Source organism: Rhodococcus sp. C3V (assembly GCF_029269915.1).
In the GTDB taxonomy this organism is placed as follows: domain Bacteria; phylum Actinomycetota; class Actinomycetes; order Mycobacteriales; family Mycobacteriaceae; genus Rhodococcus_F; species Rhodococcus_F qingshengii.
Genome location: NZ_JARJBE010000004.1, coordinates 80,700 through 105,717 on the forward strand (window position 1 = coordinate 80,700; position 25,018 = coordinate 105,717).

At 58.1% G+C, this 25,018-nt stretch carries 23 protein-coding genes; 14 read left to right on the forward strand and 9 right to left on the reverse strand.

Annotation, left to right across the window (positions count from 1 at the left end; translation table 11 throughout):
• Positions 1–110: 110 nt before the first annotated feature.
• Positions 111–533 carry a hypothetical protein gene (locus tag P3G66_RS12720; protein WP_276116672.1) on the reverse strand — a complete coding sequence of 141 codons (423 nt, stop codon included), beginning with the start codon at positions 531–533 and terminating at the stop codon, positions 111–113.
• Positions 534–659: 126 nt separating this feature from the next.
• Between P3G66_RS12720 and P3G66_RS12725 the strand changes: the two genes are divergently transcribed.
• The 10 genes from P3G66_RS12725 to P3G66_RS12770 are packed head-to-tail and all read left to right on the forward strand — an operon-like array spanning position 660 to position 13,204.
• Positions 660–5,657, forward strand: coding sequence for a phage tail tape measure protein (locus tag P3G66_RS12725; protein ID WP_276116673.1), 4,998 nt, complete (start codon positions 660–662; stop codon positions 5,655–5,657).
• Positions 5,658–5,660: 3 nt separating this feature from the next.
• The gene (locus P3G66_RS12730; RefSeq protein WP_276116674.1) at positions 5,661–6,557 is read left to right on the forward strand and encodes a phage tail protein; all 897 of its coding nucleotides are present in this window, start codon (positions 5,661–5,663) and stop codon (positions 6,555–6,557) included.
• A 13-nt stretch (positions 6,558–6,570) separates the two neighbouring features.
• Positions 6,571–8,211: a phage tail protein gene (locus tag P3G66_RS12735; RefSeq protein ID WP_276116675.1), complete on the forward strand. Its 1,641-nt coding sequence runs from the start codon at positions 6,571–6,573 to the stop codon at positions 8,209–8,211.
• Positions 8,211–8,825: a DUF2744 domain-containing protein gene (locus tag P3G66_RS12740; RefSeq protein WP_276116676.1), complete on the forward strand. Its 615-nt coding sequence runs from the start codon at positions 8,211–8,213 to the stop codon at positions 8,823–8,825. Before P3G66_RS12735 ends, P3G66_RS12740 begins: the two co-directional genes overlap by 1 nt.
• Positions 8,825–10,213 (forward strand): GH25 family lysozyme, encoded by a 1,389-nt coding sequence (locus P3G66_RS12745; RefSeq protein ID WP_276116677.1) that lies wholly within the window; start codon positions 8,825–8,827, stop codon positions 10,211–10,213. The genes P3G66_RS12740 and P3G66_RS12745 overlap by 1 nt, the downstream gene beginning before the upstream one ends.
• Positions 10,206–10,499 (forward strand): hypothetical protein, encoded by a 294-nt coding sequence (locus tag P3G66_RS12750; protein ID WP_276116678.1) that lies wholly within the window; start codon positions 10,206–10,208, stop codon positions 10,497–10,499. Before P3G66_RS12745 ends, P3G66_RS12750 begins: the two co-directional genes overlap by 8 nt.
• Positions 10,486–10,863, forward strand: coding sequence for a hypothetical protein (locus P3G66_RS12755; protein ID WP_210377253.1), 378 nt, complete (start codon positions 10,486–10,488; stop codon positions 10,861–10,863). Before P3G66_RS12750 ends, P3G66_RS12755 begins: the two co-directional genes overlap by 14 nt.
• A complete protein-coding gene (locus P3G66_RS12760; RefSeq protein ID WP_276116679.1) occupies positions 10,863–11,519 on the forward strand; it encodes a hypothetical protein in 657 nt (218 codons plus the stop codon). Before P3G66_RS12755 ends, P3G66_RS12760 begins: the two co-directional genes overlap by 1 nt.
• A gap of 9 nt (positions 11,520–11,528) precedes the next feature.
• Positions 11,529–11,777 carry a hypothetical protein gene (locus P3G66_RS12765; RefSeq protein ID WP_276116680.1) on the forward strand — a complete coding sequence of 83 codons (249 nt, stop codon included), beginning with the start codon at positions 11,529–11,531 and terminating at the stop codon, positions 11,775–11,777.
• A complete protein-coding gene (locus tag P3G66_RS12770; RefSeq protein WP_276116681.1) occupies positions 11,774–13,204 on the forward strand; it encodes a hypothetical protein in 1,431 nt (476 codons plus the stop codon). Before P3G66_RS12765 ends, P3G66_RS12770 begins: the two co-directional genes overlap by 4 nt.
• Before the next feature lie 1,162 nt (positions 13,205–14,366).
• On the opposite strand, the gene P3G66_RS12775 is transcribed toward P3G66_RS12770, so the two are convergent.
• The 3 genes from P3G66_RS12775 to P3G66_RS12785 form a co-directional block, all read right to left on the reverse strand.
• Positions 14,367–15,266, reverse strand: a complete 900-nt coding sequence (locus tag P3G66_RS12775; RefSeq protein WP_276116682.1) for a glycosyltransferase — start codon at positions 15,264–15,266, stop codon at positions 14,367–14,369.
• Positions 15,267–15,658: 392 nt separating this feature from the next.
• Positions 15,659–16,684, reverse strand: coding sequence for a pentapeptide repeat-containing protein (locus P3G66_RS12780; RefSeq protein ID WP_276116683.1), 1,026 nt, complete (start codon positions 16,682–16,684; stop codon positions 15,659–15,661).
• An 86-nt stretch (positions 16,685–16,770) separates the two neighbouring features.
• Positions 16,771–16,920, reverse strand: coding sequence for a hypothetical protein (locus P3G66_RS12785; protein ID WP_276116684.1), 150 nt, complete (start codon positions 16,918–16,920; stop codon positions 16,771–16,773).
• A gap of 89 nt (positions 16,921–17,009) precedes the next feature.
• On the opposite strand from P3G66_RS12785, the gene P3G66_RS12790 reads away from it, so the two are divergent.
• Positions 17,010–17,069 (forward strand): hypothetical protein, encoded by a 60-nt coding sequence (locus tag P3G66_RS12790; protein ID WP_276116769.1) that lies wholly within the window; start codon positions 17,010–17,012, stop codon positions 17,067–17,069.
• 520 nt (positions 17,070–17,589) lie between these two features.
• Here P3G66_RS12790 and P3G66_RS12795 read toward each other — a convergent pair.
• On the reverse strand, positions 17,590–17,874 hold the full coding sequence (locus P3G66_RS12795) for a type II toxin-antitoxin system Phd/YefM family antitoxin (protein ID WP_276116685.1): 285 nt from the start codon (positions 17,872–17,874) through the stop codon (positions 17,590–17,592).
• Positions 17,875–18,316: 442 nt separating this feature from the next.
• Between P3G66_RS12795 and P3G66_RS12800 the strand changes: the two genes are divergently transcribed.
• Positions 18,317–18,508 carry a hypothetical protein gene (locus P3G66_RS12800; protein WP_276116686.1) on the forward strand — a complete coding sequence of 64 codons (192 nt, stop codon included), beginning with the start codon at positions 18,317–18,319 and terminating at the stop codon, positions 18,506–18,508.
• Positions 18,509–18,642: 134 nt separating this feature from the next.
• On the opposite strand, the gene P3G66_RS12805 is transcribed toward P3G66_RS12800, so the two are convergent.
• The 3 genes from P3G66_RS12805 to P3G66_RS12815 form a co-directional block, all read right to left on the reverse strand.
• Positions 18,643–19,281, reverse strand: a complete 639-nt coding sequence (locus tag P3G66_RS12805) for a hypothetical protein (RefSeq protein WP_276116687.1) — start codon at positions 19,279–19,281, stop codon at positions 18,643–18,645.
• A gap of 467 nt (positions 19,282–19,748) precedes the next feature.
• A complete protein-coding gene (locus tag P3G66_RS12810; protein WP_276116688.1) occupies positions 19,749–19,952 on the reverse strand; it encodes a helix-turn-helix domain-containing protein in 204 nt (67 codons plus the stop codon).
• A 555-nt stretch (positions 19,953–20,507) separates the two neighbouring features.
• Positions 20,508–20,690: a helix-turn-helix domain-containing protein gene (locus P3G66_RS12815; RefSeq protein ID WP_276116689.1), complete on the reverse strand. Its 183-nt coding sequence runs from the start codon at positions 20,688–20,690 to the stop codon at positions 20,508–20,510.
• A 253-nt stretch (positions 20,691–20,943) separates the two neighbouring features.
• On the opposite strand from P3G66_RS12815, the gene P3G66_RS12820 reads away from it, so the two are divergent.
• Entirely contained in the window at positions 20,944–21,306 is a 363-nt protein-coding gene (locus P3G66_RS12820) for a hypothetical protein (protein ID WP_276116690.1), read from the forward strand.
• Positions 21,307–22,127: 821 nt separating this feature from the next.
• Here the strand turns inward: P3G66_RS12820 and P3G66_RS12825 are convergent.
• Complete coding sequence (locus P3G66_RS12825; protein WP_211921246.1) at positions 22,128–22,556, reverse strand: hypothetical protein; 429 nt, start codon at positions 22,554–22,556, stop codon at positions 22,128–22,130.
• 781 nt (positions 22,557–23,337) lie between these two features.
• On the opposite strand from P3G66_RS12825, the gene ettA reads away from it, so the two are divergent.
• Complete coding sequence (gene ettA, locus P3G66_RS12830) at positions 23,338–25,017, forward strand: energy-dependent translational throttle protein EttA (RefSeq protein WP_007730925.1); 1,680 nt, start codon at positions 23,338–23,340, stop codon at positions 25,015–25,017.
• Position 25,018: the final 1 nt, after the last annotated feature.

A 25,018-nucleotide genomic window follows, 5' to 3' on the forward strand; every position in this document is an offset into this window, starting at 1 on the left:
CTGTGTTGGTGGCGGAGTTTTTGGAGAAGCGTGCTGTCGTTGAGCCGCCGAAGCCTAAGCCGCGTTTGGCGGATTTGGTGGGGCAATGGCAGACCGGGTAATCGTCAACCCTACTGAGCTTTGTGATCGTCAAACACTGACCAAGTATCAACAAGGGCGCGGTCCATCACCACTTGCTGCGTAGAGCAAATTACGACGCCACCAGAACCGCCGTCGCACTGATTGATCACAAACTTCAGGCTCGCGTCAGCGAAACGATTCAACGGGTCCATTAGTGCATCTTTTTCTGGTCCGTCAGGGATTTCCTTCACGTCGGTAGAAATCCCAAGCATCACGTCAGACATGTCATCGAAACACCGGTTCGGGCTGACCTTTTCCAAGCAGACAGACGGAGTGGCTCCTAAGGTGACGTCGATTCGCGACTGGTAATTAGCTGCCAGTTTTTGCAAAGGGGTCAGTTCAGGTTCGTTTGATCCACATCCAACTGCGAAAACAAACGGGATTAGCGCCAGCGAGGCAAGTGTCATTTTCATGTCGCGATTCTCTCACGGCTTCTGATTTCGCAACGGCGCGCGATGCCTGACAACTAAACATTCATGTATCCGGCAGCCCGTGGACTTTATGTCTTCGGGCTACCGGCGTTTCTATAGGAGGTGGCCATGGCTGGTGGCCGCATTGATGTCGAGGTCGCAGCAGACCTATCCGAGTTCAATTCCCAGTTCGAACAAGGCCTTGAAGGTGCAGGTGACGCGGCATCGAACTTCGCAGGAAAGATCGCCGGAGTACTCGCCTTCACAGGCGCGGCTGTCTCCTTCGCCTCGGTCATCGACAAGGGCAATGAGTTCACGAGAACCCTGAACGCGATGTCAGGTGTCACCGGCGCTACTGGCGAGCAGATGGACGCCATCAAGGCGAAGGCGATGGCACTCGGCAACGATGTTGAGTTGTCCGCCACCTCAGCTAATGATGCTGCTGCTGCGATGACGGAACTCGCCAAGGGCGGGTTCTCTGTCGACCAGTCGATGGAAGCAGCGAAAGGCACCTTGCAGCTCGCCGCTGCAGCGCAGATTGACGCGGCCGAGGCGGCAACAATTCAGTCCCAGGCTTTGCAGGCGTTCGGACTCGATGCAAGTTATGCCGCAACAGCTTCCGATGTGTTGGCGAATGCCGCGAACGCGTCGAGCGCTGAGATCACTGATATCGCCGCAGGCTTGCAGCAATCGGGCACCGTGGCGAACGGTTTCGGTGTCTCGATGGAAGACACGGCCACGATGCTCGGATTGTTTGCTAACGCAGGAATTACGGGTTCGGACGCGGGCACACTGCTGAAGTCCTCCCTCCTGGCATTGACCGATCAGGGCAAGCCAGCTCAAGCCGCGATCGAAGAGCTGGGTCTCACCGTTTACGACGCGCAAGAGAAGTTCGTCGGCATGCGCTCACTGTTCGAGCAGTTATCGAACGCTTCAAAGAACATGTCGCAGGAGCAGTTTCAAGCTGCAACAGCGACACTGTTCGGATCGGATGCGATCCGGCAGTCAATGGTCGCAGCTGAAGGCGGCGTCGAGAAATACGACGCAATGCGAGACGCGATCGGCCGACAAGGAGCCGCGGCTGAACTCGCAGCTGCACAGAATCAGGGCCTGCCCGGTGTGTTCGAGAAGATCGAGAACACATCCGAGCGACTGCAGCTGCAGTTGTATGACCTGGTTGACGGGCCACTGACTTCGTTCGGTAACACGGCCGTTGGTTTGGCAGATGGAGCGTTGGACAAGTTTGATGTGGCGCTTGGTAACTCGGGTGGCGTGGTCCAGGGCTTCAACGAAGTTATCTCAGGTTCTTTGACGAATCTGCCGATGCTGTCGGGGACGTTCAACAATGTTGTTCGCGCCGGCGACTCGATGCGTGAGATGGCATTGAGTGTTCGTGACGGTCTTGTTGAGATTGCGGAAGGCGCAACAACTTCTGGTGGCGCGCTCGATACGCTGCAAGGTGGGCTTTCGCTGGCAACGGGCGTTGGAGCGACCGCGCTCGCAGTGCTGACCCCGGTTGTCGGCGTTGTAGCTTCTGCTGCTGGCGCTTTCGGTTCTTTGCCGGGGCCAATTCAAGCTGTGGTGACCGGGTTGGTGGCGTTCAAGATTGCGTCGATGGCCAGTTCTGCTTTCATGGCGCGGAGCACTGACGGCATGGGCCGGATGGCAACCGCTGCACACGGTCTCGGTACCCGCATTCAGGGCATCGGTCCGGCCACGACAAGCGCTTACACCGGGTTGCGATCGATTGTGACCGCGAGTGGCGGGCTGGTGAACACCGCTCGTGTCGGCACCGTCCAAATGGGGTCCTTCGGTTCGTCCATTCAGCGCCTCGGGACACACTCTCCCGCGATTGCAAGCATGCAGGGCGCGTTTGTGAATGCTGCTGCTGGTGCGTCTACGTTTGGTCGCACGGCCGGTACTGTTGCGGCCGGGTTTGCAGGTCTCAAGACTGCCGCTGGCGGACTGATGGGCGCTCTGGGTGGCCCTGCTGGCCTTGCTGTGATGGGTGTCGTTGCAGCGCTGTCGATCTATTCGATGAATCAGCGGAATGCCGCGAAGGCAGCTGCTGAGCATGAGGAGTCGATCAAGAGCCTTATCGGGACTCTGGATGAGCAGACCGGCGCGATCACGGAACGTACCTATCAGCAGAAGGCATCTGAACTCGCGGATAGCGGCGCGATTCAGTCTGCCAAGGACTATGGAATCGCTGAGACCGACCTTGTTGCAGCACATCTGAACCGTGCGGATGAGCTTGGCCGAGTCAATACAGCGCTCGATGCGAACATTCAGAAGTCACTGTTGGCATCGAAGTCATTCGATGCAGACAAGTACGCGGCAGCCGGTGTATCGCTTGACGATCTGTCAGATGCACTGGGCGGAGTTCCTGGAAAGTACGAGGAAGTCAACGGAAAGATCTCCGATCACAACAAGATCCTGGGTGTGTCGAAGTCGGCTACGTCCGAGATGCTTGATCCGCTGGGAGCACTTTACGGCGGGATGGATCAGGCCGGCCAGGGCGCTTCCGACCTCGGGAAGAAGGTCGGCGAGTCCAACGTTGATCTTGCGACAGCTCAGCAGAGGGTTTCAGATGCTGCTGCTGCAATGGAAAAGGGCCGTTCGCCGGCAAGTCAATTCGGCGACGCGATGGAGAAGCTCGGCGGCATGGCTGGAAGCGCCGAGGAGAAGTTGTCCGCGCTCTCGAATGCGCTGACCATCTTCAATGGAGGAACGGTTGGGCTAGAGCAGGCGCAGTCCCGCTTGGCGGAAGCGAGTGACGCCACAAAGGCTGCGTTCGCGGACGCTGCTGGTGTCAACGCCATCGTTAACGGCGCATTCGATGTCAGTACTGACACTGGACGACGTCTGTTGGACGCAACCAATTCTCAGCAGCAGGCAACGCTTGCGAATGCTCAGGCAGCGTACGAAGCGAAGAAGAATGTTGGGGATCTTGCTGGCGCGCAGGCTGATGCGACAGCAGTTGTTGCGGCATCTCGTCAGACATTCCTGGATCAGATCGCGTTGATGGGCGTTACTGGTGCCGCGGCTGAAGCTATGGCTGACAAGTACATCGGTATCCCGTCCGTCATCTCGACACTCCTGACTCTCGACAATCAGAGTTTCAAACTGAACGCCCAAGAGTCCGAGAGCATTATTGCAATGCTGAGCGGGCTAGAGGCGACCCCGCAGGTGGGGGTGATTCTCACGAAGCTCAAAGAGGGTAAGGCGATCACCACTCAGGATCTTGCTGAGTTGTCGAAGTCCACGGCTGATCCTGCAGTTGTTCTGAAGATCGCTGAGGCGTTGGCGAATTCACAGCAGGTCAAGGACGATCTGGCTGGGATCAAGGACAAGACGGTCACGATCAGCGTTCAGTACAACTCGATTCGAGACGTGGCGCTGCAGTACGGACCTGGTTCACCCGAAGCGTGGGCGGAGATGGCTCGCCAGCAGCAAATAAGTGGGCGAGCCCTAGGTGGACCGATTGAAGGCGGCATTCCAGGTAAGGACTCTGTTCCGATTCTGGCGATGCCTGGCGAGCACATGCTCACCACTGCGGATGTTGACAGTCTGGGCGGGCAAGAAGGTGTCTTCCGGTTCCGTGCTGCGCTAGCGCAAGGCAAGGTCGGGAAGTTCGCGGATGGTGGGGCTATCGGCTCTGACGGTCTCGACAACATGATCAACTTTGCCCGCGCCAAGGCCGGTATCGGTTATGACTACGGGCCGTGGGACTGCTCGATGTACATGTCTCACATCGCTGCAACCGGCATGGGACAGCAACCGCGGCGTCTATGGACGACATATTCGATCCTCGGCGGCGACCTGCAGGGCATGCAGCCTGGTGGCAGTGAAGGCCACTTCCGGATCGGTGTCAGCCAGGAACATATGGCTGGCACGTTGTTCTTCAAGGACGGGTCTCGGGTCGATGTCGAGAACGGTGGCAGTAACTCCGGTTCGACGTTCGGCGGTAACGCTGCCGGCTATGACGACAGTCAGTTCCCTGCACAGTTCCATCTCCCGGATTCGGCGCTTTCGCCGGCATTGCAGATGGCTCTCACAGGCGGCTCTGGCGCGTCGTACTCGGGTGGTGTGGCGAAGGAGCCGTGGACTGAGAAGGATGCTCTGGCGCTGGAGTCGGCTCGTGTAGCTGTCATTCAGGCGAAGGAAGCTCAGGACAAGGTCAACGCGAACGAGAAGAAAACTGAAGCTGACAGGCAGCAAGCTGAGTTGAAGGTTCAGCGGGCGGAACTGAAAGTCCGTGAGCTTGAGCAAAAGCGTGACGGTACGGGTGCGGGTAAGGCGATTGGTCCTGCGCCTGAGCTTCAGGGCGCGATGACTGATGATGCGATCTCGTTGCGGAACGCTGAAATCGCTGTAGTTGATGCGCAGCTTGCTCGTGACAAGACATACGCGGACAGTGCATCGTCATCGATCGATCGTGAGAAAGCCGACATAGCCGTGTTCTCGGCGCAGAACGCTCTCGAAAAGGCGAAGGCGGGGGACGGCGCGAAGACCTTCAATCTGAAGGATCGTGTAAAGAGCTACGGCACTGACGTTGTCGGCATTCTGGTTGACGCCGCATTCGAACAACTTCCTAGTGCGCTTTCGGAGTCTCGTTGGATCACAACGGACTGGGAAGGGCTGATGGGGGTTAAGCCGAAGCCTGTGGCTGCGGCTCCGTCGTTCTCTCAGGCCGAGATTGATGCGCAGTTGCCGGCAACTCCGGGTGCGCCTGGTTGGCAAACGGCCATTGCTTCTGTGGCTGGCGATGATTGGCAGAAGCGACTTGCTGACGCTTTGAACATGCCGACCGTCCTGCGTGATGGTGGTGGTCCGGTTCCTCACGGCACGGCTGCGTTGAATTTGTCGGGCGCTGAGGAATGGATGCTGACGGCGGACGAGCGACTGAATTTGTCTCGTGACTTCGCGTTGATGCGTGGCGCAACGAACCGTGGTGGCGACGGTGCGTCTCTGGATCTCTCTGGGCTGATGTCGCAGGTAGATCGCCTGGTCGAGCATGCTGACCGACCGAACGTCACCTATCAAACCAGGGATATTGATGCGGCATTGCGGCAGGACCGCCTTGATCGCAGGAAGCAGTCTCTGACGTTTTCACGAAGAAGGTAACGAATGCCCGACACTCTTGTCGAGCTGGAGGACATTCGTGGCAACTGGTTTACATTGGCAGGCCCAGGACAAGGCGATCGTGGCATTGTCCTGGGTACTGATGTGGACGGTATCTACGATGCTCCAGTCAAAACGATTCATAATTCGCATGCATTCCAGACGGGTTCAACGTATGGGGGCAAGCGAAACCTGCAACGCGACATCGTATTCGGAGTTTACGCACACCACGATGATGGTGACAAGAACTGGAGTTTCAATGACTCTGAGTGGCGTAAGGGCTGGTCGTATGAGCAGGACTGCAAGCTGTGGATCACTACTGAGGATTCGCGGCGCTATCTGAAATTGCGGATGTCTCAGCATCCTGAGTTCAAACCTGAGCACGATCCGAATGGGACGCAGATCGAAAAGGTTGTAATGACCTGTGTCGCAAACGATCCGTGGTGGTATGAGAAGAACGATGTGACCGACCTGTGGGAGTCACCAACGAGCACTCTCAACGGCTCGATCAATTACGGGACTGTGTCGGTGTCGAATCCGACGGATGTCCCGATCTGGCTGAAATACGTCGTGCATGGGGCAGCGAAACCGATGTTGCCGGACTTCAGTTTTGGTGACGACCGCTACGAGCGCGCCGAGATTGATGCAGACCGGAAGCTGTGGCTGCCGAAGATCGCGGCCGGCGACACGATCGTGTATGACACCGATGAGGAAGCTGATCAGGCCACGTCACGCCTGAAGATCCCGTACTGGCAGCAGATGAACGGTGTCACGTTCTGTTACCCAATCCCGCCGTACACGAAAAAGATTCAGTTACCGGTGGGGATGACCTTGGCCGCGGCCGGTATGGGGATTCAGGTGCGTTGTCCGCGCCCGTGGTCTCGTCCGTGGGGGCTTCAATGATTGGGGGTGTTCGATGACGGCACCTTCGATTACTGATTACGATGCTGCGTTCGCCGAGATCACCAATCGCCTGAAGGCCGAGAAGAAACGCCGGCTGGTTCCTCCTCTCGTCCGGTTGTGGGATGGGGATTGGAATCTCCGCGGCATTGTGAAACGCGAGAACAACGCATCGTTCCAGTATCTCGATAACGAGACTGGGATTGGTTCGTTGGAGATGCCGCTGGACTATTTCATGTCGAAGTGGCTGGTCGACGTTGACGGCCGCGGTACGACGAACGTGCACATCACAGTAGACAAGGACGGCTCCCGGTGGGGTGGCCGGATGGATGAGTTCAAGATCATCAAAGATGATCAGGGACGCAAGTTCATTCGAGTGTTCTTCAAGAACGACTATGAAGAGCTGAAACACATTCTGGCGTGGTCGAATCCGTTTCTGCCGGCTGAGATTCAGTTTCCGCGATTGTGGGTGTGCTTCGGGCGTGCTCGTTGGGCGCTGAAGACGACTCTGCTGGTGAATCTTATGCGGCTCGAATCGTCGTTGTTCATGCTGCCTGACGATCCGATGGATCCGGGGCAGTGGTTCAACTTCGATCAGTCGACGTGGTGGAATGTCGTCAAACCTGATCTGACGCCAGATCATTCGGTGGGTGCGCTTGTGCATTCGCGTTTCAAGAACATGCACGAGGTTTCGAAGAAGATTGTTGCGGATGCGCAGTTGTCTTGGGAGCCTCGGCGTTTCTTGGCGGGTGATCCGCCTCCGTGGCCGGGCGCGAATGTGCGGCATGGCTGCCTTGTCTGGGATTTGATCGACAAGTCCGGTTGGAATACTGGTACATCGTTCGGCGGCAACATCTTCAGTGGTCTCGTTCATGAACTGATCAATATCGGTGCGGATGGCAAAACTGAGAATGTTGAGCAGGTCGATGACCCGAATGTCCCTGGCGAGTATCTGACTCCGGGCTATAAGGGCACGATTCCGTCGATGCCGGGTGTTGTTTACCGCGAGGGTGAGCACACGGGCATTCAAGCATCGGAGTTCAGCCATAGGCCGGCTACTGATGTTGGGGTTGTAGCTGGCGGCCACTCGATGCCGGGAATGAACGAGTTGATCTCTGCGACTGTGCAGATGGTCGGCGACCTCACGGCAATGATTCCGGGCGTGCCACCTCTAGGCGGTGTGGCTGATGCAATTCTGAAGCCTTTGTACACCGATGTGTTCATGGCGTTCGGGAAGTGGAAGAGCCCGCAGAGGGCGCAACGTCTCGGCAAGAACCATTATCACGAGCGGTGGGCTGACGGGGCGGACAAGGCGTACACGCTGTCGTTCCTGTTGGCTATGCGGTCCGGCATGTGGTCGACACGTGAAACGAACAGTGTCACTTTGACTGTCGCTGACGGTGCGCCGTGGCGTATCGGTCAACTTGGTCACGGCCATTTCTTCCTTGGTGATCGTGTGGCGTTCTCAGTTCTGGGGATGAAGCCGGGACGTTTGTTCGTGGAACGTGTTTCGGAGTTGACGCTTGCGTGGGATCGGGACACTACGCCGACTTGGCAGATTCAGATCGGCCAGCGTGAAGCTGAGGATCCGATTGCTCGTATGGCTGAAGATTTGCAGGACTTTTTGGGGATGCTTCAAGAATTGGGGGTGGTCTAGTGTCGGATCGTATTCCTACGCTGGAGAATTGTGATCAGTCTGATCCTGAGCAGGTGCTGCAGTGGATTGCGGTGCAGCTGCCCTTTGCCGGGAAGCAGGAGTACACCCCTGGCCCTGATCAGCGTGCTGCGTGGTCGAAGCGGTGGGATTCGCTGGCGATTGTATATGCGCCGAGTTTGGTGAAGTTGGCTGACGAGAACGGGAACATTCATGTCAGCCAGCTTCCGCAGCCGAAGCTCAAACTTCGTGTTCCGCATCGTGGTCAGCAGCATTATTTGAATGGTGCGATGCAGTGGGTTGATATTGATGAGCCTGAGCTGGATCCGGTGGCGTTGCCTGATATGGGGGAGTACACGCGGCATGAGCAGGAGTTCGTTGCGGAGCAACTGCGCTATCACGGTGTTGTGAAGGATGCTGCGTCGGAGTCGGATTCGGCTGAGGTTGTTGACGCTTCGGAGTTGTTTGATCCGGCTGATCATACGGTTTCTGGGGTTAATGGGTATTTGTTGGCTCCAATTCCGTTGTCGGAGAAGCGGCGTGTGATTGCTGCGGAGATGGCGTCGAAGAAGCCTCGGCAGGGGATTTTGAATGCGCCGCAGAATAGGGGTTTGTGATGGCTGCGAAGTTTTGGCCGTTGGAGCGCGGACTGGTGGTGACTTCAGGCTTCGGTTCGCGTTGGGGGAGCACTCACTGGGGCACTGATTTCGGTAAGGATGGTGGCTCTGGTGGGCTGCCGGTGTTCGCGGTTCAAGGTGGAACTGTTGTCGGTTCCGGGGCGGCGTCCGGGTTCGGTCAGTGGGTTGTAGTGGATCATCCGACTGCTGAGGGGTCGGGCACGACTGTGTATGGGCATGTGATCCCTGAGGTCGCGGTCGGCGCTCGTGTTGAGGCTGGTCAGCGCATTGCCCGGATCAATCCTGTGAAGGGTGCGGGGAATGGCAATGTTGATCCGCATCTGCATTTGGAATGGCATAAGTCAGTGTGGTCGGCGAATGGTGCGGACCGTATGGATCCGTTGCCGTTGTTGGATGGTGCGTCGTATCCCGGGGAGGCTGCGCCGAAGCCTGATGTTGGGGGTGAACGGGTGACGTTCTTCGGGATTGATATTGCGTCATATCAGGCTGGCTTGGATATGTCGCGGGTGAAGTCTGAAGGGTTCTCGTACGTGATTGCGAAGGCAACTGAGGGTGCAAGTTACACGAATCCGGAGTACCGCCGGCAGCGTGATGGGGCTCGGGCGAACGGACTGTTGTTCGGTTCGTATCACTATGTGAAGTCGGCGGATTCGGCGCGGGCGCAGGTTGACCGGTATGAGTCGGTTGAGCCTGACCGGAGTATTCCGGTGATGCTGGATCACGAGTTGTCGTCTGGCGATGCGGGTGTTTTGCGGGCGGTGTTCGCAGAGTTTGTTGCTCGCGGTTATCGCGTGAATTTGGTGTATCTGCCGCGCTGGTATTGGTCTGGGCATATCGGGTCGCCGGATCTTTCGGGTTTGCCGCCGTTGATGGCGTCCAACTATGTGACCGGTGGCGGTTTCGCCAGCGTCTTGTACGACAGGGCGGGTGGCGACGGGTCTGCTCGTTGGGATGGCTACGGCAACAACAGTGTTGCGGTGTTGCAGTTTTCTGATCAGGGCCGTGTGGCTGATTACTCGTTGGATGTGAATGCCTTCCGGGGCACAGTGGAAGATTTGGCTGCTCTGTTTGGGGTGGCCCCTTTGGAGGTTGTTATGTCTCTTGCGGACGAAGAGTTGGGGAAGTCGTTCCCTTCGCGGTCGATTTATCGTGATCATGATCAGGTTGTGGATACGTTGGCCGGGTTTGTGCTGAACATGGACGCACGTATTCACGAGGATTTTGTTGTGGCTCAGGCGAAGTTGGGTGTGCCTGAGTATGTGGAGAAGGTTCGTCGTGTGGCGGCGAATGGTATGGCTGGTGTGGGTGATCAGGATTCGAAGAATCGCGCTCAGGCTGTGTTGGATGGGTTGGTGAGCGATGTCTGAGGTTACGCAGGTTGCGAATTCGTGGCGTACTACGGTTCGTACTGGGTTTCAGGTGGGGTTGGCGTTGGTGTCGATTCTGCCGGTGTTGTTGTTGACTTCGGGTTTGTCGGCGACTGTGGTTGGTGCGCAGTTGATTGCGGTGTCGGCGGTGGTGGCGAAGGTGATGGCGTTGCCGCAGGTGAATGCGTTCATCGAGCGGTTTGTGCCGTGGTTGGCGGCTGAGCCGGTTCCGGTGACTGCGAAGCATCGGGCGATGCCTGCGGGCGGCGTCGGTGAATCCGCCTGAGACGCATCCTTTGGTTTTGTGGGTGGGGGTGATCGCGGCGGTACTTGCTGTCGTCGCGGTCATTGTCGCTAAGACCAAAGAGATCGCTGCTCCGATTGCTGTGTGGTTGTCCAGCATTGAGGAGCGCAGGATTGAGCGTCAGGCTCGTATTGAGGCTGCTGCACGGATTTTGAATGATGCTCGGGTGGATACGCTTTCGGTTCAGGTGCGTGGTTTGGCTGGGCAGTTGGATGAGGCGTTGCGGGAGATTGTGTCGTTGCGTGCGGAGTTGCATGCGGAGCGTTCTGCTCGTGAGCGGTTGGCTGAGCTGGAAGCGGAGAATGCGGTGTTGCGTACCCGCGTGAATGGTCTTGGGGGTGTGTAGTGACTACTCCTGGTATTGGTGCTCCGGATGGGGCGTATGTGGTTGGTTCGCGTTACGGCCAGGATGTGCCGAAGACTGAATCTGGCGTCATGGCGCTGGTCAAGGGTCAGACGACTGGTCCTTGGCAGGGCGCGCAGAACAAGTTCCGCATAAATATTCAGAACCCGCTTCAGCAGCAGCAGACTGAATTGGCTGGGTTGCAGTCGCGGACGCAAAAGCTTGAAGGTGTCATCGGCTACGCCCACGCATACGCGAACGGTGGCATCTCCATGGCGCTCGGTTCGGTGAAGTACCCAATGTCGAATCAAATCGGGCCGGTGGTCGGCGCAACGATGACCAACGGTTCGTTCATTCTCGGGTCGAAAGGCTTGTGGGTCGCCGATGGTCAAGCCACCTTCGATTTTCTGAATATCGGAGTGAAGAAAATCAGCATGACGTTGAAGGTGTACGCCCCGAACGGCACTGAGCATTTCAAACGTACTTCGCTCTTCGATACAGGCGAGCAGAACACTCGTTCCGTTCACATGCCCTTCACGGTCCCATCTGCGGGTTACTACGTCGAACTGTGGGTCAATGCTGCTATCGGTCGAGGCGTGTTCGGTGGCAGCGAATGGAACGGCCTGTCGGTCACCAAGATCAGCACTGAAGAGAACTAAGGGGATTCGATGCCTGACTACCCGCCAATCGACTACTTCCGTGACTGGCCACCGATTGAAACGCACACCGATGCGGAGTGGCGGGACATCGCTCGCGCTGTGGTCGAGAGCAGCGGCGTGCCCGACGGTGACGTTGAAGCAATGACGCTCGCGCTGAAGTCCAGCGCCGCACGAGAGAAATCAATTCGTGACGAATTCCTTCGTGGCTGGTCGGCCATTGAGGAGGAGGCACATGCCATGAACAGGGGAAAAGTATGACCATCATTTTTGAGGACTTCACTGACCTCGCTTTGAACCCGGATGACGTGACTGTCTCGTTCTTCGGTGTCCCTATTCGAGAGAATTCGACGGGGGACGGGGTTATCACTCCAGCTCAGGTTGAGGTGAAATCTGTTGGGGGAGTCGTTACTTCCCCCTTCTTGGATCCTGGTCCGGCGCGGGTGGAGGTCAACGCGGGGCGGTGGCTTCGTAGGTATGATGTGATGATTCCGGACTCCGGTACTCACAGGCTGTTCGAGCTTGAAGAGATCATTATCGCTGAGCACAAGGTTGTTGTGAAGGGCGACAAGGGAGATGTCGGGGCTGGTGTCAATCTCTCTGGATCTGTTGACACGTATGCCGATCTCGGCCCAGGCCCCTGGGATTTGGGTGCAGCATTCGTTGTCAACTCCGATGGACTTTTGTACATTTACGGCGTCGGCGGTTGGCCGGCGGAAGGTTCGGGTGCGGCGTTTCGCGGTGAGCGTGGCCTCTCGGTCAATTCTGTTGCTGTGGTGGGGAATCAGCTGCAGTTTGGACTTGAGGATAGTACTGCGCTTCCGAAAGTGACAGTTCCCGTGTTGGTTCAAGCATCGGCCGACGCGAGTGCGGCATCTGCTAGTCGTGCGGCTGCGGAGGCGGCAAGGGGAGAGGCGGTTACTGCGAAGGATGCGGCTGCGGCTGCTAAAGCGCAGGTTGACTCAGCGCGCTCGGATGTCTTGGCGGCTAAAGCGTCTGTCGATGGCAGTGTGGCAACGATCGCGGCCGACAAAGCCACGGTGATCGTAGCTCGTGACACGACGTTTGCAGCTACTGCTCAAGCGGAAGGATTTGCGAGCACTGCGAGCGCACAGGCAGGTGCCGCCACCGCGAGCGCAACCGCATCGAATGGGTATGCCATTGCCTCACAGGTTCAAGCTGATCGAGCTTTCTCCGAGGCGGATCGAGCTGAAGCTGCAGCTGATGAAATCGCCGCTGGCTCAGTCGCGGACAACGCGATCTCGACGGTCAAGGTTCAGGATGGCGCTGTGACGAAGCCGAAGCTTGGAACCTCTGTCCAAGCAAGCCTTGACAAGGCAGACAGTGCAGTTCAGGGCGCTGACCCGCGTCTGTCTGATGCCCGCACGCCGACTGCGCACACTCATACGATCGGGAACGTAACGGGTCTGCAGACAGCGCTTGACGGGAAGTCAGCGACTTCGCACTCGCACACCGCCGCCGACATCTCGGACGCCACGACCGTGGGACGCAATGTTCTGAAAGCCGCCGACGCCGCCGCAGCGCGGACAGCAATCGGCGCGGGCGCATCGAACCTTTTGATCGGAACAACGTCGGCGACAGCAATGCGTGGTGATGCGAATCAGATTGTTACTGTTCTGCCGGCATCAGGCCAACTGACCGGCGTCATCTACCACGTGACGGAGTAATTGGTGCCTGCACATATCTGGGACGGAAGCGCATTCAGGAAGATTAAGCAGCGGGCGTATTGGACGGGCGCCGAATGGAAGAACATCAAGTCGTCCCACATCTGGACCGGCACCGAATGGAAACAGGCATACACAGCGAGTCTGTTTGTCGTGGGAACATCCACAGCTAAGGCAACGCCTGGTACGAGCCTCACGATCCCGGTCCCAGTTAATACGATGAAGGGCGATTTGATTCTCGCTTTCGTGGCCCCGCGAGGAAACTCGTCCGACATCGCTGCGCCAGCTGGGTGGACGAAACTGGTCAGTCAAAGTTACAGCGCCTCAAGATTCTTCGTATTTGGACGCACTGCGACTGCTGCTGAGCCTAGTACCTACACGATGACTTTCGGTACGTCAGGAGTGTTGCTCGCCAGTGCCATCACTGTGCGGCAAGCAAAGAATGAAAGCCCGGGGGATGTCTGGGCGGGAGATATGCACGCTGGCACAGGCACAGCTATAACTGCTCCGTCCGTCACTTCCACAGCAGGCGGATCGCTCGTGTTTCGAGTGGCGTGGTGTGTCAACTCTGGCGCCGCGCAGACTGTTGTTTGGGGTGCGCCATCAACGGAGCTTGTTTCGGTGGAAGGAGTTTCCGGCTCAAGTTCGTCACTCTTGAGCCTGGCAGTCGCAAATCAGCCTACAGCTGGCTCAACAGGCACCGGCACTGCGACCTTGTCCCCATCGGGGACGCGCCTCGCGCTGACAATCGCGATCGTACCCGCGTAACGCTGCAAGCAAAGTACCCCCGCCTGACAAGGCGGGGGCACTTTTGCGTCTACCGAATGCGCCGATGGCCGGGCGGAACGCCAAACGGTGGATGCATCAACTGAGCGATGACTGCACGCCAGAGCAAGAGAGCTCCAGCAAATAACGAGACCGAATATATCGCCAACTTCTTCAAAGATCCTCCACTCGCAATGTCCCAACAATCACAGATTGTCGCCACGGCTGGAAAGATTACTACACCTGTGCTGGGAGATTGCTATGTGTCAGGTATCTAAATCAATTCAGATGAAACGAACTGATAATGAACGTTCGATGGATCGCTGCGCCGAGTTGCCCAGACTTCGCAGGAAAAGTGCTGAAGCAGTGATGCGGAGATCTTCGAGGGCTCGCTAGCCACTTAGATGAACAAAGTCCTCTCGCGGATGCTGCCTTGCACTTTTCCTGCGAAGTAGCCTGCATGTGTCACCCATTTGCCTCGTGGCATTTTTGTGACGGATTGCGGCAGAGCTGGATTCAGAAGTGCCAGCGCCGCGATCTCGGTCAGGAGCGAACGGCCGGAAGGCTTCTTGAACCCATGTCCCTTGTACTTCTTGTGCAGCATCGCGGCAGCGGTGCCGTACCTACGCATCTGCTGCCATGTACTGGCGATTTCTGATCTGAGTCGATACGCCACGACAGCTTTGGGTTCGTGTGCAAAAGTCATTCCCGCTATCTGTGCTCGCCAAGAGAAGTCGACGTCGTCGCCAGCTGCGGTCATGGATTCGTCGCATCCGCCGATCGATTGGTACTGGGTTTTCCATGCCCCGAAGTTTGCCCCGAATGCGTAGGGAAGGAATGAGCCGTAAGAGTGCGGAGTTGCACCGGGGATGAACTCTCTCCAGCTGTTGACCAGGGGAGTGTTGATCGATGCCGTCTCCAGCCCGCCGCCGACGACATCGGCGGTTTGAGCGGCGGTCGCCATGTGTTGCAGCCACTCTGGATGGACGCGGTCGTCAGCATCGCAGAAGGCGACGAATTCGCCTGCCGCATGTTCGACCCCGACGTTGCGTGCATGGGAGACGCCGCGCACCGAGGACGAGTCGACCCATCGCAATCGGAGCGCTTCACGGAGAGGGTGGCTTTCGATGTAGCCGCGTAGGCCATCTGTCGAGCCGTTATCGCTGACAATGACCTCGAACGCGCCGTTGTATTTCTGGGCGTCGAGGGCTGCAAGTTGTTCACCGATGAGATCCACGGCATTGAAGGTGGGGATGACGACTGAGAGGAGGGTGATCGTCCGTGAAGGGTGGGCGCTCATGCCTATATCAAATCAGGACCCCGTTCCTCCCGCCATACGAACAAGGTGCCCTCCGATGCTGAGCGTAACCGCAGCTCGGTGGGCGCGCGTGCCGTACCGCTCCCCAGCCTCGACACGCAGTTCTCGGTAGCCCACCCGCTCACTCGTCAGTAGCAACCGGGCGGGCCGTGTGGCGCTCGAATCCGACTAACGAAAAGACGCACAGTCCATAGGTGGCCCGCTCGAACTAAATCGGGGGGACTCGTCGAGCGGGCCGGTGCGCGCAGCGGGGGGTGCAGCGCGCAGGCGCAATATTACTTTGCCTTCCGCGGCCGAGCCGATCGGCACTGACTCCTACTGGCATGGTGACAGCAACTCAAGCGTGTCACGTCCACCAAAGACGCTGTTGCCGACTAGCTTCCGAATGGCGATGCGCCAAGCGATCCTGAGCCCCCGTTGTCCTCATACCGGGTAACGATGACCGTGAACGTCGCCGATCCAACGGTCTGGACTCCCGTCGTCTGGTTGCGCACCTGGCACGAGACGATTGTGCCGAGTTCTCCAAAGAATGATCCAGACGCGGGGTCGCAGTTGCTAACTGTCAATCCAGCGACGCTGGCCGGCATGGTCCATGACACGTTTGCGCCGGCTATCTGCGCTCCGCTGCTGGGGCGGTCAGCTGGAACTACGATGTCGTGCGGCGTGATTTCGGTGCCGTTGAAGTAAGTCTTGGTGATTCGAGCATCGGCGAAATTGGCTCCCGAGATCTTTGTGCTTGTGAGGACGGCATTTTCGAGATTCGCGAAGCCGAGATTTGCGTCACGCAAGTCCACTTCGTGGAGGTTGGTGCCGGTGAGGTCGGCGTCGGTCAGCGTGACACCTGCCATGGACGAGCGGTCTAGCTTTGATCCTCTGACGGTAGCTCGCGTGAGGTCGGCTCCGTCGAAATCTGCGTCGTTGATGGTGCCGTACGTCATCGACGCTGAGGTCAGTTTCGTGTTCTTGAATACCGCGCCATTTAGGTTTGCGCTATTGAGCGCCGAGTTCGACATGTCGGTGTCGGCGAAATTTGCGCCGCTAAGGTTCGCGCCGTACGCGTGCAGTCCTCGCCCAACTCCGAAATTCGCGCCAGCAAATTTGGCGTCTGGGACGTTCGCGTACATCAAGTTGACTTGCGACAAGTTTGCGCCTGTGAAGTCTGCGCCCGGGCAGTTCGTGTATCGCGTTTTCGTTGGAGAGTCCACGATGGTGCACCCGTTGATGACGGTATCCGCGGCTGCCGTGCCACTTCCCACAGTCATAGCTGTGCCAATGGCGATTGCAAGCGCACCAACTGCGCTTGTGATCTTCGAGTTCACTGTTTTGCCCTTTGCTTGCTGAGTTGATCGCTCAATCAAACCAGACGAACTGGACGGTTGGTAGTTTTTCTCGCGTGCCATCGGACTGCATTTCGGAGTTTGTGTTGGTGGGTGCTGTATCGGGCGGGCTTGTGTCGGCGTTTTGTTTGGCCGTGCACGGACGGGGCTTAAGCGTGTTGCGTCCGCCACGACACCGCGGCAACTCCAGCAGCTGAAACGCCGGCGACCGCCCAGTACTGCCACGGCTGGTGTGTGACCGCGAGGGTGGCTGCGATGAGCGCGAAGATCGTCAGGCTGGTCTTGTCTTGGTTCGTCATCGTTTGATCCTTCCGTGTGTGGGAAACTGTAGTAGGGGAACCCGCCCGCTATCTTCGGGCGGATTCTAGGAGAGACCGTGATCCGCTTCATGTCACGCGGCGAAATCGCCGAATACCTTGGCGTCACACTCGCCACAGCCAAGCAGTAAAAGTCCTTCCCTCCGCCTGACGCAATGATCGGCCGCAATCAAGGTTGGACGAAGGAAACGGTGGACGAGTGGGTCAGGTCCCGCAAGACGTGAGCCGAACAGAAAAGCCCCCAACCTTTCGAGGTTGGGGGCTTTTTGTCGTTCAAACCTCAGGTTCGAACATGTCCGTGATCAATGCTGTAACTTCCTCAGCCATCTCGCGGTTTGAATGGGTGGCAAGCCTGGATAGCGCGAGTTGATAGCACCTGCTATCGGACCGTTCGCCGATCACCCACACGACTACAACAGTGCCGTCCGATTCCACCTGAAATATGATGCGGATCTGTTTCTTGCCGACTACCAGCTTGCGAAACCCGCTGAGGTTTCCACTGTTCCGACTGCCGAGCGGATCCCCACGCTTCTCGGGTTCGACTTCGAGTTTGCGGAGACCATTGACAACGATCTTGCGTTCGGACCCTTCTAGGTCACGAAGATCTTCCTTGGCCTCAGACGTCAGTTGTACCTGAGCCATCGCCCGCGCTCAGTCCTCGTCGATTCCGAGTTCGGCGATGACGTCATCTAGGCTGTGGCGCTCACCGGAGTCGGTGCCCACTCGCACAAGGGTGAGGGCGAGTAGCTTGAGGTCCCGTTCGCGTTCCTCTACGCACTGGAGGCGTTCCATTGCTTCGGGCCCAACGATGCAAGCGGCGGCTTTGTTGTCCTTCATGACCACGAACGTGCGTCCATCGCTGGCCTCCGTGATGAACCTAGAGATGTTTCGGTTCACTTCCGTGGCACTGACGATGTCTTTCGAGTCGATCTGCATGCTCAGATAGTACATAGAATTCTACGTAGAAAGATATAGTTACGTGCGACCGATCACATTCGTTGTGTGGCTGTTACGAACTGTTGCAGACCTCATCTGTGCGGGGCCGAGTTGGTCTTCCCTTACCCTCTCGACCCCGCAGATTTGACGCTACCAGTCATCGAACAGGTGTGCGAATATTGGAGGGTGCCGGCCACTGAACGATCCCCGCAACGCTGCCCGAATGGGCACCTGTTGGTGGCGAACACATGCCTCGTCGGGTGGGAAGTATGCGGCTGCAAGACGGCGCACAACGGTGGGCATCGGACCCACTATTGCCGGCGGTGCGGCGAGACGGTCCGGACGCCTGAATGCTTGGGGGCGGATCCACAGACAGACCGCTGGAACTAGCCGCAAATGTAACCCTTGCCATTTTGGGAGTTGGCCAGCCAGAGTATGCCCCATGAGCGAAGCAAAGGAATGCGCAGTAACAGGATGCAAGACTCCGGCAACACACGAGAAGAAGGTAGAGGGAGAGAATCTCAGCTTCGACCAAGGGCGTATCAAGCTGCCGAACGCGTCATTCTCGTTTCAAGCATGGCTGTGTGACAACCACACGCTGAACGACACCGGGTTTGTGCAGATCCCGGGATAGCTACGAAAATGCGCCACCTGCTTGCTGCCGGCAGCGCATTTTCTTGGTCTCTGAGCCTGCCAGGTCATTCCTGTTCAGGACGCAGAAAGGGCGACAACGGCAAATCGCTCCGCACTCCCAGGCTGTCCCCGCGGTTAGGTGAAAACTGTCGGGCTCACATGACGAATGCTTGCGATACCTCGCGTCCCGTCGTTCAGTGACTGGGCTTCTTTCCCGAGGACAACATCGAGCATGTCTGCCACGGAGCTCTTTGATGACAACCCCAGCTTCTCGAATGACCAACTGACCTGGCCTTCCGCCTTGCCTGCCGTCATCGGGATCGAGTAGAGGAGATCATCCCCACCGTAGATGCCGAGCATGGCGCTGGCATCGCCAAGTTGATCCTCAATCCAGCCGAGTCTGTCTGAGTCAATGACTGCGATCAACAGTCTTTCTGTCGTCACGAGTTCAGGTTGGCGAGCTTTGAGGTCGTCATCGTTCCCTGCAAGGACTCCGCTAACCAGCCGGTTCACGGCATTCTCTCGGGCGATATTTTCGTCTTGAAGAACACGGACCAAGTATTCGTCGCCGTCCGGGTCGACAAAGTGTCGCTGCAAGTGAACGAAAAGATTGTCGTGGTGGGGAACGCCGGCGAAACGCAGTATTTCTGGCGTGTCGTGCACGAGTTCCGGGAGGGTGTGGCGTCCACCGACAAGTTCCGGGATCTGAGGAGATGACAGGTACCACCCATACTCGTCGCCGTAGGACGTATAGATGACATGCAGGTCAGCCATTGCCGACCACCTTCCTTGCTTCCTCGATGCTTAACCCGACCTGGACGACCAGGATATTTCGGACCAGCCCAGGCGGAATGGTCACACCGTTGTGGAACGCCCAAAGTAGGTCAGGTCTTCCCTCGGATCTCAACTTAGTATGACTCCCGGAGCCGCTCTTGGGTACTGCACGGTAACCGAGCTTCTTCTTGAGAATCGACTTGAGCTTGGTTGCCTTGTATGACGGAAACCCGCCGTTGTTCACCATTCGGAGTGTCGATCCGTTGGCGGGCCGGATCGGGGCGACTGGGTCCCGTTGGTCATGTCGGAAATCTTCACCTGTCGGGCTCGGCCTCGGGACGTGTGCCACATCCGGGGAGGCTGGATCTGTGCGTTCAGGAAATCATCGCATGCGCCGACCCTGGTTGATCATTGGAACCGACTTTCCGGTACGGGAAGGGCTGTGCTCGCGATGAGAGCCTCGCTGGCTAGTGGGATCCCCAAACGATATTCCCGTGATCGAGTCGTTGTCGGCTGGAAGAGTCGCCTGCCAGCCACTCGTCGAATTTGGCACGGTCGATGATCCACTGAGTTCCGCGAAACTTGTAACTGGCCAGTTCGTTTGACCACAGTGCTCGGTAGATGAACTCCTGATGGCAACCGAGTCGTGCGGCAGCATCTTGGGGAGTCATGATCCGCTCAAGTGGAAACCCGCCGGTCCGCCACTGTGTGAGATCTTCGAGTTCCGTGCGCCAGTGACCATTTGGGGCTTTGTGCTGGTACCCGCTTAGCTCTCCGTCTTGCAGTGCGAAGAGGACTGCATTTCGGCTACATCGCGCCAATTCGGCCGCTTCGGATGTGGTGAGCCACCTCCTACGGTCCGGTACAGGTTGCTGGTCTATTTTGTCGCGCTTGTTGATCCATCGGTCAATGTCCGATTGCAGGAAAAGCCACCTGGAATGGGCTTTGCGTTGATGTCCTACGAGTTGTCCCGAGTTGGCGGCGAGCGTGATTGTGCTGCGGTCACATCGGGCGTATTCAGCTGCCTCGGTGCTCGTCATCCAGGGGCTTTGCAGAGGGACATTCGGTGAATGCTTCGTCATTGCCGTGCACGATAACGAAAGATTGCGGTTCGATCAAACCTGTCCCATGTCTGAGACATTTCGGCCCAACAATGCTGCCGTTCTTGGTCTTTCACGTGTCAAGTTGGGACCTGCTTGAGCCTACGTTTCAGCATTTAATGTGAATCATTCGCCGCGAATCCACCGATCCAGATCTGCAGGATCAATTAGCCACGGGCCCTTGACTGCGTTACGTCGTTTGCGTTGGAACCCCTTGAGTTCACCTGCTGTCAGCGCTGCGTAGATGTGAGTTCTGTTGCAGCGTGCGATCTTTGCGGCTTCGAGCGGTGTGATCCATTGAGCCGTCATGGTGTTCCTCCTATGTCGAGGTTGCCTAGGTGTCAGGGTGGAGTCCGTAGTGACGTATTGATAGCAGGTTGTGTGCACGTGCCCCGCCAATCGGTCCGAAACGTGTTGAATGTGGTACCACCTACGAATGAGATTCTCACAGGACATCTACGAAACGCACCGCGAACACCTAAGCGACAGCGGGACGCTCGTACCCACGGCTGTCGCAGTTGCACTTCAAAGCCTTACCCCCGGCGAGTCACCGAACGCGTCATTGATTGCCCGTTCGTCGACGGCAAACGAGACGACGTGGAAGGTGTTCTGGCTTGCTGGATCAGACCTGGTCTTCGTGGAGGCGACGGCGGCGCATCACGCGTGGAACGGTAGCGATAACAGTGATGATGTCTTGGATGCCGCGGTTGCCGGATGGGTCCGCCCGGTTCTCGACATTCGTGCGTTCGAGATTGTTAGCCAGAAGACTTCGCATGAGGACAGGCGCCGCCGCATGTCGGTGGGTGCCTCCGATTGGGTGCTGAAATTCCCTGATGTGCGGGTGCCGTTGTTCTCTTCGACTGGCTTGGGCAGTCTCGATGATTTCGTTTTGTCGTTGCGTCAGGCGTGGATTCGCGAGGATTGATGGCGGATGACGAGTGGCTCGACATCGAACTTTCCGATTGTCGCCCGTATGAGTCTGATCAGGTCGTGCGGAGTCGAAGCACAATCGATCAGGGCGGACAGCGGCAGGGGGCTGCGGAGGGCTGTTAGGGGTGTGCCCCACCTGAGGATGGCCAGGTGGGGCACGGTCTGGTCTACGGTCTCGGATCGGACCGTGTGCGTGACGAGTGGATCTGCGACCAGAAGTTCAGCACCAGAGCTACTACTGTTGCGCCGGCAGTGGGATCAGGGGAATGCGCTATCGCAAGGCCTGCTCCGACCGCTACTGCTGTGACCAGTAAAAACGCCAGGATGTGCGGAACTGTTAGCGTCGTGTTTACACTATTTTCGTTGTCAGGGGCCCCGGGCCCCGGTAGATTCGGAGTTGTCAAAGCTCTTCCTATCTTGCTGTTGTGGGCGGATGGTGAGTTTTGAGAAGGATCGCCCCGGCCTTGTGGAGAGGTCGGGGCACTTCTCAATCTTTGACAGTATTCGGCTTTGGCGACTCACGCCACGGAACGAGCCGCACATCTGGTGAACGCCAGGTAACAAAATGCCACTCGTGTGATTCAGCTTGGTTTAGGATGCTTCATTCGACCCGGATGCCGCGCGTGCAGTCGTCACGATCGCTCAGCCGTAGACTTTAAGCCTGTTCCGTTTGCGTTGGCTGCCATTGCGTCCGCACAGTTGAGAGCAATCAGGTCGAACGGCCTTCTGTACGGCGAACGCCCCACCTGACTATGCGACAGGTGGGGCGCTTCATCGTTCGAATGGCTTTGGACTTACATCCGAGCCTCTGAAATTTCAGAGGGCGACGCCCGAATCCGCCCACCATTCGCGGAAGGCGTCCACGTCAGCACCGCTTCGTTCGATCCACGACGCGACCAGTTCGCGCACCTCGCACGAACGCTGATCTTGTTCCACCGACGCGAGGAACCGGTATGCCCTGGCCTCCTCAACATCACGCGCTCGCTGTGACTCAACCCGCCACGACCGCGATTCAACAGTCGGATCCAAGGTCTCGACAGCGCGAACGCCATCCAGAAGAAGGCGCAGAAGCCATGGTGACTGTTTGGCATCCACGATCACCTGTTGGTCTGCTTGGTTGATGACAAGTTGGTGGCGTGGGCCGAGCATTGTGTCGACGACGGTGCTTACTGCGATTGCGAATTCATTGCACACTGCTGTGGCCGAAACTCTGCCAAGCCAGTGGGTCAGTTCGATGTTGCTCATGTCTCTAGCTCCGTGTCTGCGGGAGCGCCATTAGGCGCTGAGAAGGCTTGTGAGGGCTTAGCTTTGGTGACCGCAGAGGGAGTAGCGGGAGGGAAGGGCAGAGCGTTCCCCGTTCGCGATTGGAACGGGGACACTCGCCGTGCCGCGTCGGTCACTGCGGTCGGTTGGTTGATGTGTCCACGCCTGGCGGGTATTAGTCGCAGGGCGTCAGGGCCGGTGTGTTCACAGATGCGCTACGGCTGCCACGCCGTTCCAGCTCGGGCCTGCCTTGGACCTGGTGTCATCTTGTGATCGAGATGATGCTTATTCCCAGCAACGGGAGACGGCACCAGGGGCTAGCTGGCCCACCCGAAATATCTCTCGGGCGCAGGAGGTCGATCTGAGTTCCGAACGGGGGAGTGGTGATCTACGGGTGCCGGATCGGTCCGAGCATCACTGGCTTCGCCACTTGGATCAGGCGTGCCAGCCCAAGAGGACTAGGACCTTCAGTGCGGCGTAGACGACGGCGTAGCTGGCGAAGAGGATCAGCATGACGGCGGTGGCTTCACGCACGTTTCTGCTGGTAAAGAGTTTGTCGGTGGGTGTCGATACAATCTTGGTACGGTTCACGGGAAGTTGGATTCCTTCGTTCCGAGGCTCCGGAGCTGGTGTTAGCGCACCAACCGGGGCCGATTTGGTTTGTCGGATAACATCGAGGGATAGAAGCCCGAATGGCCTGTGGGGGATCTGAGAGAGATTCCCGAGGTCGTACTCAAGAATTCCCAGCTAGGAGACCCACGGCGTGGCCGAGTTCATTTACACGATGAAGAAGGTGCGCAAGGCGCACGGTGACAAGGTCATCCTCGATGACGTCACGATGAGCTTTTACCCCGGCGCGAAGATCGGTGTCGTCGGACCGAACGGCGCTGGTAAATCCAGCATCCTCAAGATCATGGCCGGACTGGACCAGCCGGGCAACGGCGAGGCATTCCTGGCTCCGGGCGCGACCGTCGGCATCCTCATGCAGGAGCCGGAGCTCGACGAGACCAAGACTGTTCGCGAGAACGTCGAGGACGGTCTCGGAGAGACGATGGTCCAGCTCAAGCGGTACAACGAGATCGCCGAGCTGATGGCTACGGATTACTCCGACGAGCTCATGGAAGAGATGGGCGAGCTGCAGGAGAAGCTCGATCACGCAGATGCGTGGGAGATCGACTCGCAGCTCGAGCAGGCTATGGACGCCCTGCGCTGCCCCCCGCCGGAAGAGATGGTCACCCACCTCTCCGGTGGTGAGAAGCGACGCGTTGCGCTCTGCAAGCTGCTGCTGAGCAAGCCCGACCTCCTGCTCCTCGATGAGCCCACCAACCACCTCGACGCCGAATCTGTCCTGTGGCTCGAGCAGCATCTCGCTGCTTACCCCGGCGCAATCCTCGCCGTGACTCACGATCGCTACTTCCTCGATCACGTCGCGCAGTGGATCTGTGAAGTCGACCGCGGACGCCTGTACCCGTACGAGGGCAACTACTCCACCTACCTGGAGCAGAAGGCTGCACGCCTCGAAGTTGCCGGCAAGAAGGATCAGAAGCTGCAGAAGCGCCTCAAGGACGAGCTCGCATGGGTTCGTTCCGGCGCCAAGGCCCGCCAGGCCAAGAACAAGGCTCGTCTCGATCGCTACGAGGAAATGGCGAACGAAGCCGAGAAGACGCGCAAGCTCGACTTCGACGAGATCCAGATCCCGGCACCGCCGCGCCTGGGTGACGTGGTCGTGGAGGTCTCGAACCTCGACAAGGGCTTCGACGGTCGCGTTCTGATCAAGGATCTCTCGTTCACGTTGCCGCGCAACGGAATTGTCGGCGTCATCGGCCCCAACGGCGTCGGTAAGACGACGCTGTTCAAGACCATCGTCGGTCTCGAGGAGCCTGACGCCGGTGAGGTCAAGATCGGTCAGACGGTCAAGCTGAGCTACGTCGACCAGAACCGTTCCGGAATCGACCCCAAGAAGACGGTCTGGGAGACCGTGTCGGACGGGCTCGATTTCATCGTCGTCGGCCAGACCGAGTTCCCCTCGCGCGCGTACATCAGCTCGTTCGGTTTCAAGGGCCACGATCAGCAGAAGCCGGCCGGCGTCCTCTCCGGTGGTGAGCGCAACCGCCTGAACCTGGCGATGACGCTCAAGCAGGGCGGCAACCTGATCCTGCTCGATGAGCCCACCAACGACCTCGACGTCGAAACCCTCGGCTCGCTGGAGAACGCTCTCGAAGAGTTCCCCGGCTGCGCCGTCGTGATCTCGCACGATCGCTGGTTCCTGGACCGGACTTGTACCCACATCCTCGCGTGGGAAGGTGGCTTCGGCGACAACGAGGCAGCTTGGTACTGGTACGAGGGCAACTTCGAGGGCTACGAGGCGAACAAGGTCGAGCGACTCGGCCCCGACGCCGCACGCCCGCACCGCGTGACTCACCGCAAGCTCACCAGGGACTGAT

Bases quoted from the DNA above. Each gene is read 5' to 3' on its own strand.
- P3G66_RS12720 (WP_276116672.1), bottom strand. From the start codon at position 533: ATGAAAATGACACTTGCCTCGCTGGCGCTAATCCCGTTTGTTTTCGCA.
- P3G66_RS12725 (WP_276116673.1), top strand. From the start codon at position 660: ATGGCTGGTGGCCGCATTGATGTCGAGGTCGCAGCAGACCTATCCGAG.
- P3G66_RS12730 (WP_276116674.1), top strand. From the start codon at position 5,661: ATGCCCGACACTCTTGTCGAGCTGGAGGACATTCGTGGCAACTGGTTT.
- P3G66_RS12735 (WP_276116675.1), top strand. From the start codon at position 6,571: ATGACGGCACCTTCGATTACTGATTACGATGCTGCGTTCGCCGAGATC.
- P3G66_RS12745 (WP_276116677.1), top strand. From the start codon at position 8,825: ATGGCTGCGAAGTTTTGGCCGTTGGAGCGCGGACTGGTGGTGACTTCA.
- P3G66_RS12750 (WP_276116678.1), top strand. From the start codon at position 10,206: ATGTCTGAGGTTACGCAGGTTGCGAATTCGTGGCGTACTACGGTTCGT.
- P3G66_RS12765 (WP_276116680.1), top strand. From the start codon at position 11,529: ATGCCTGACTACCCGCCAATCGACTACTTCCGTGACTGGCCACCGATT.
- P3G66_RS12770 (WP_276116681.1), top strand. From the start codon at position 11,774: ATGACCATCATTTTTGAGGACTTCACTGACCTCGCTTTGAACCCGGAT.
- P3G66_RS12775 (WP_276116682.1), bottom strand. From the start codon at position 15,266: ATGAGCGCCCACCCTTCACGGACGATCACCCTCCTCTCAGTCGTCATC.
- P3G66_RS12780 (WP_276116683.1), bottom strand. From the start codon at position 16,684: ATGGCACGCGAGAAAAACTACCAACCGTCCAGTTCGTCTGGTTTGATT.
- P3G66_RS12785 (WP_276116684.1), bottom strand. From the start codon at position 16,920: ATGACGAACCAAGACAAGACCAGCCTGACGATCTTCGCGCTCATCGCA.
- P3G66_RS12795 (WP_276116685.1), bottom strand. From the start codon at position 17,874: ATGCAGATCGACTCGAAAGACATCGTCAGTGCCACGGAAGTGAACCGA.
- P3G66_RS12800 (WP_276116686.1), top strand. From the start codon at position 18,317: ATGAGCGAAGCAAAGGAATGCGCAGTAACAGGATGCAAGACTCCGGCA.
- P3G66_RS12805 (WP_276116687.1), bottom strand. From the start codon at position 19,281: ATGGCTGACCTGCATGTCATCTATACGTCCTACGGCGACGAGTATGGG.
- P3G66_RS12810 (WP_276116688.1), bottom strand. From the start codon at position 19,952: ATGACTCCCCAAGATGCTGCCGCACGACTCGGTTGCCATCAGGAGTTC.
- P3G66_RS12815 (WP_276116689.1), bottom strand. From the start codon at position 20,690: ATGACGGCTCAATGGATCACACCGCTCGAAGCCGCAAAGATCGCACGC.
- P3G66_RS12825 (WP_211921246.1), bottom strand. From the start codon at position 22,556: ATGAGCAACATCGAACTGACCCACTGGCTTGGCAGAGTTTCGGCCACA.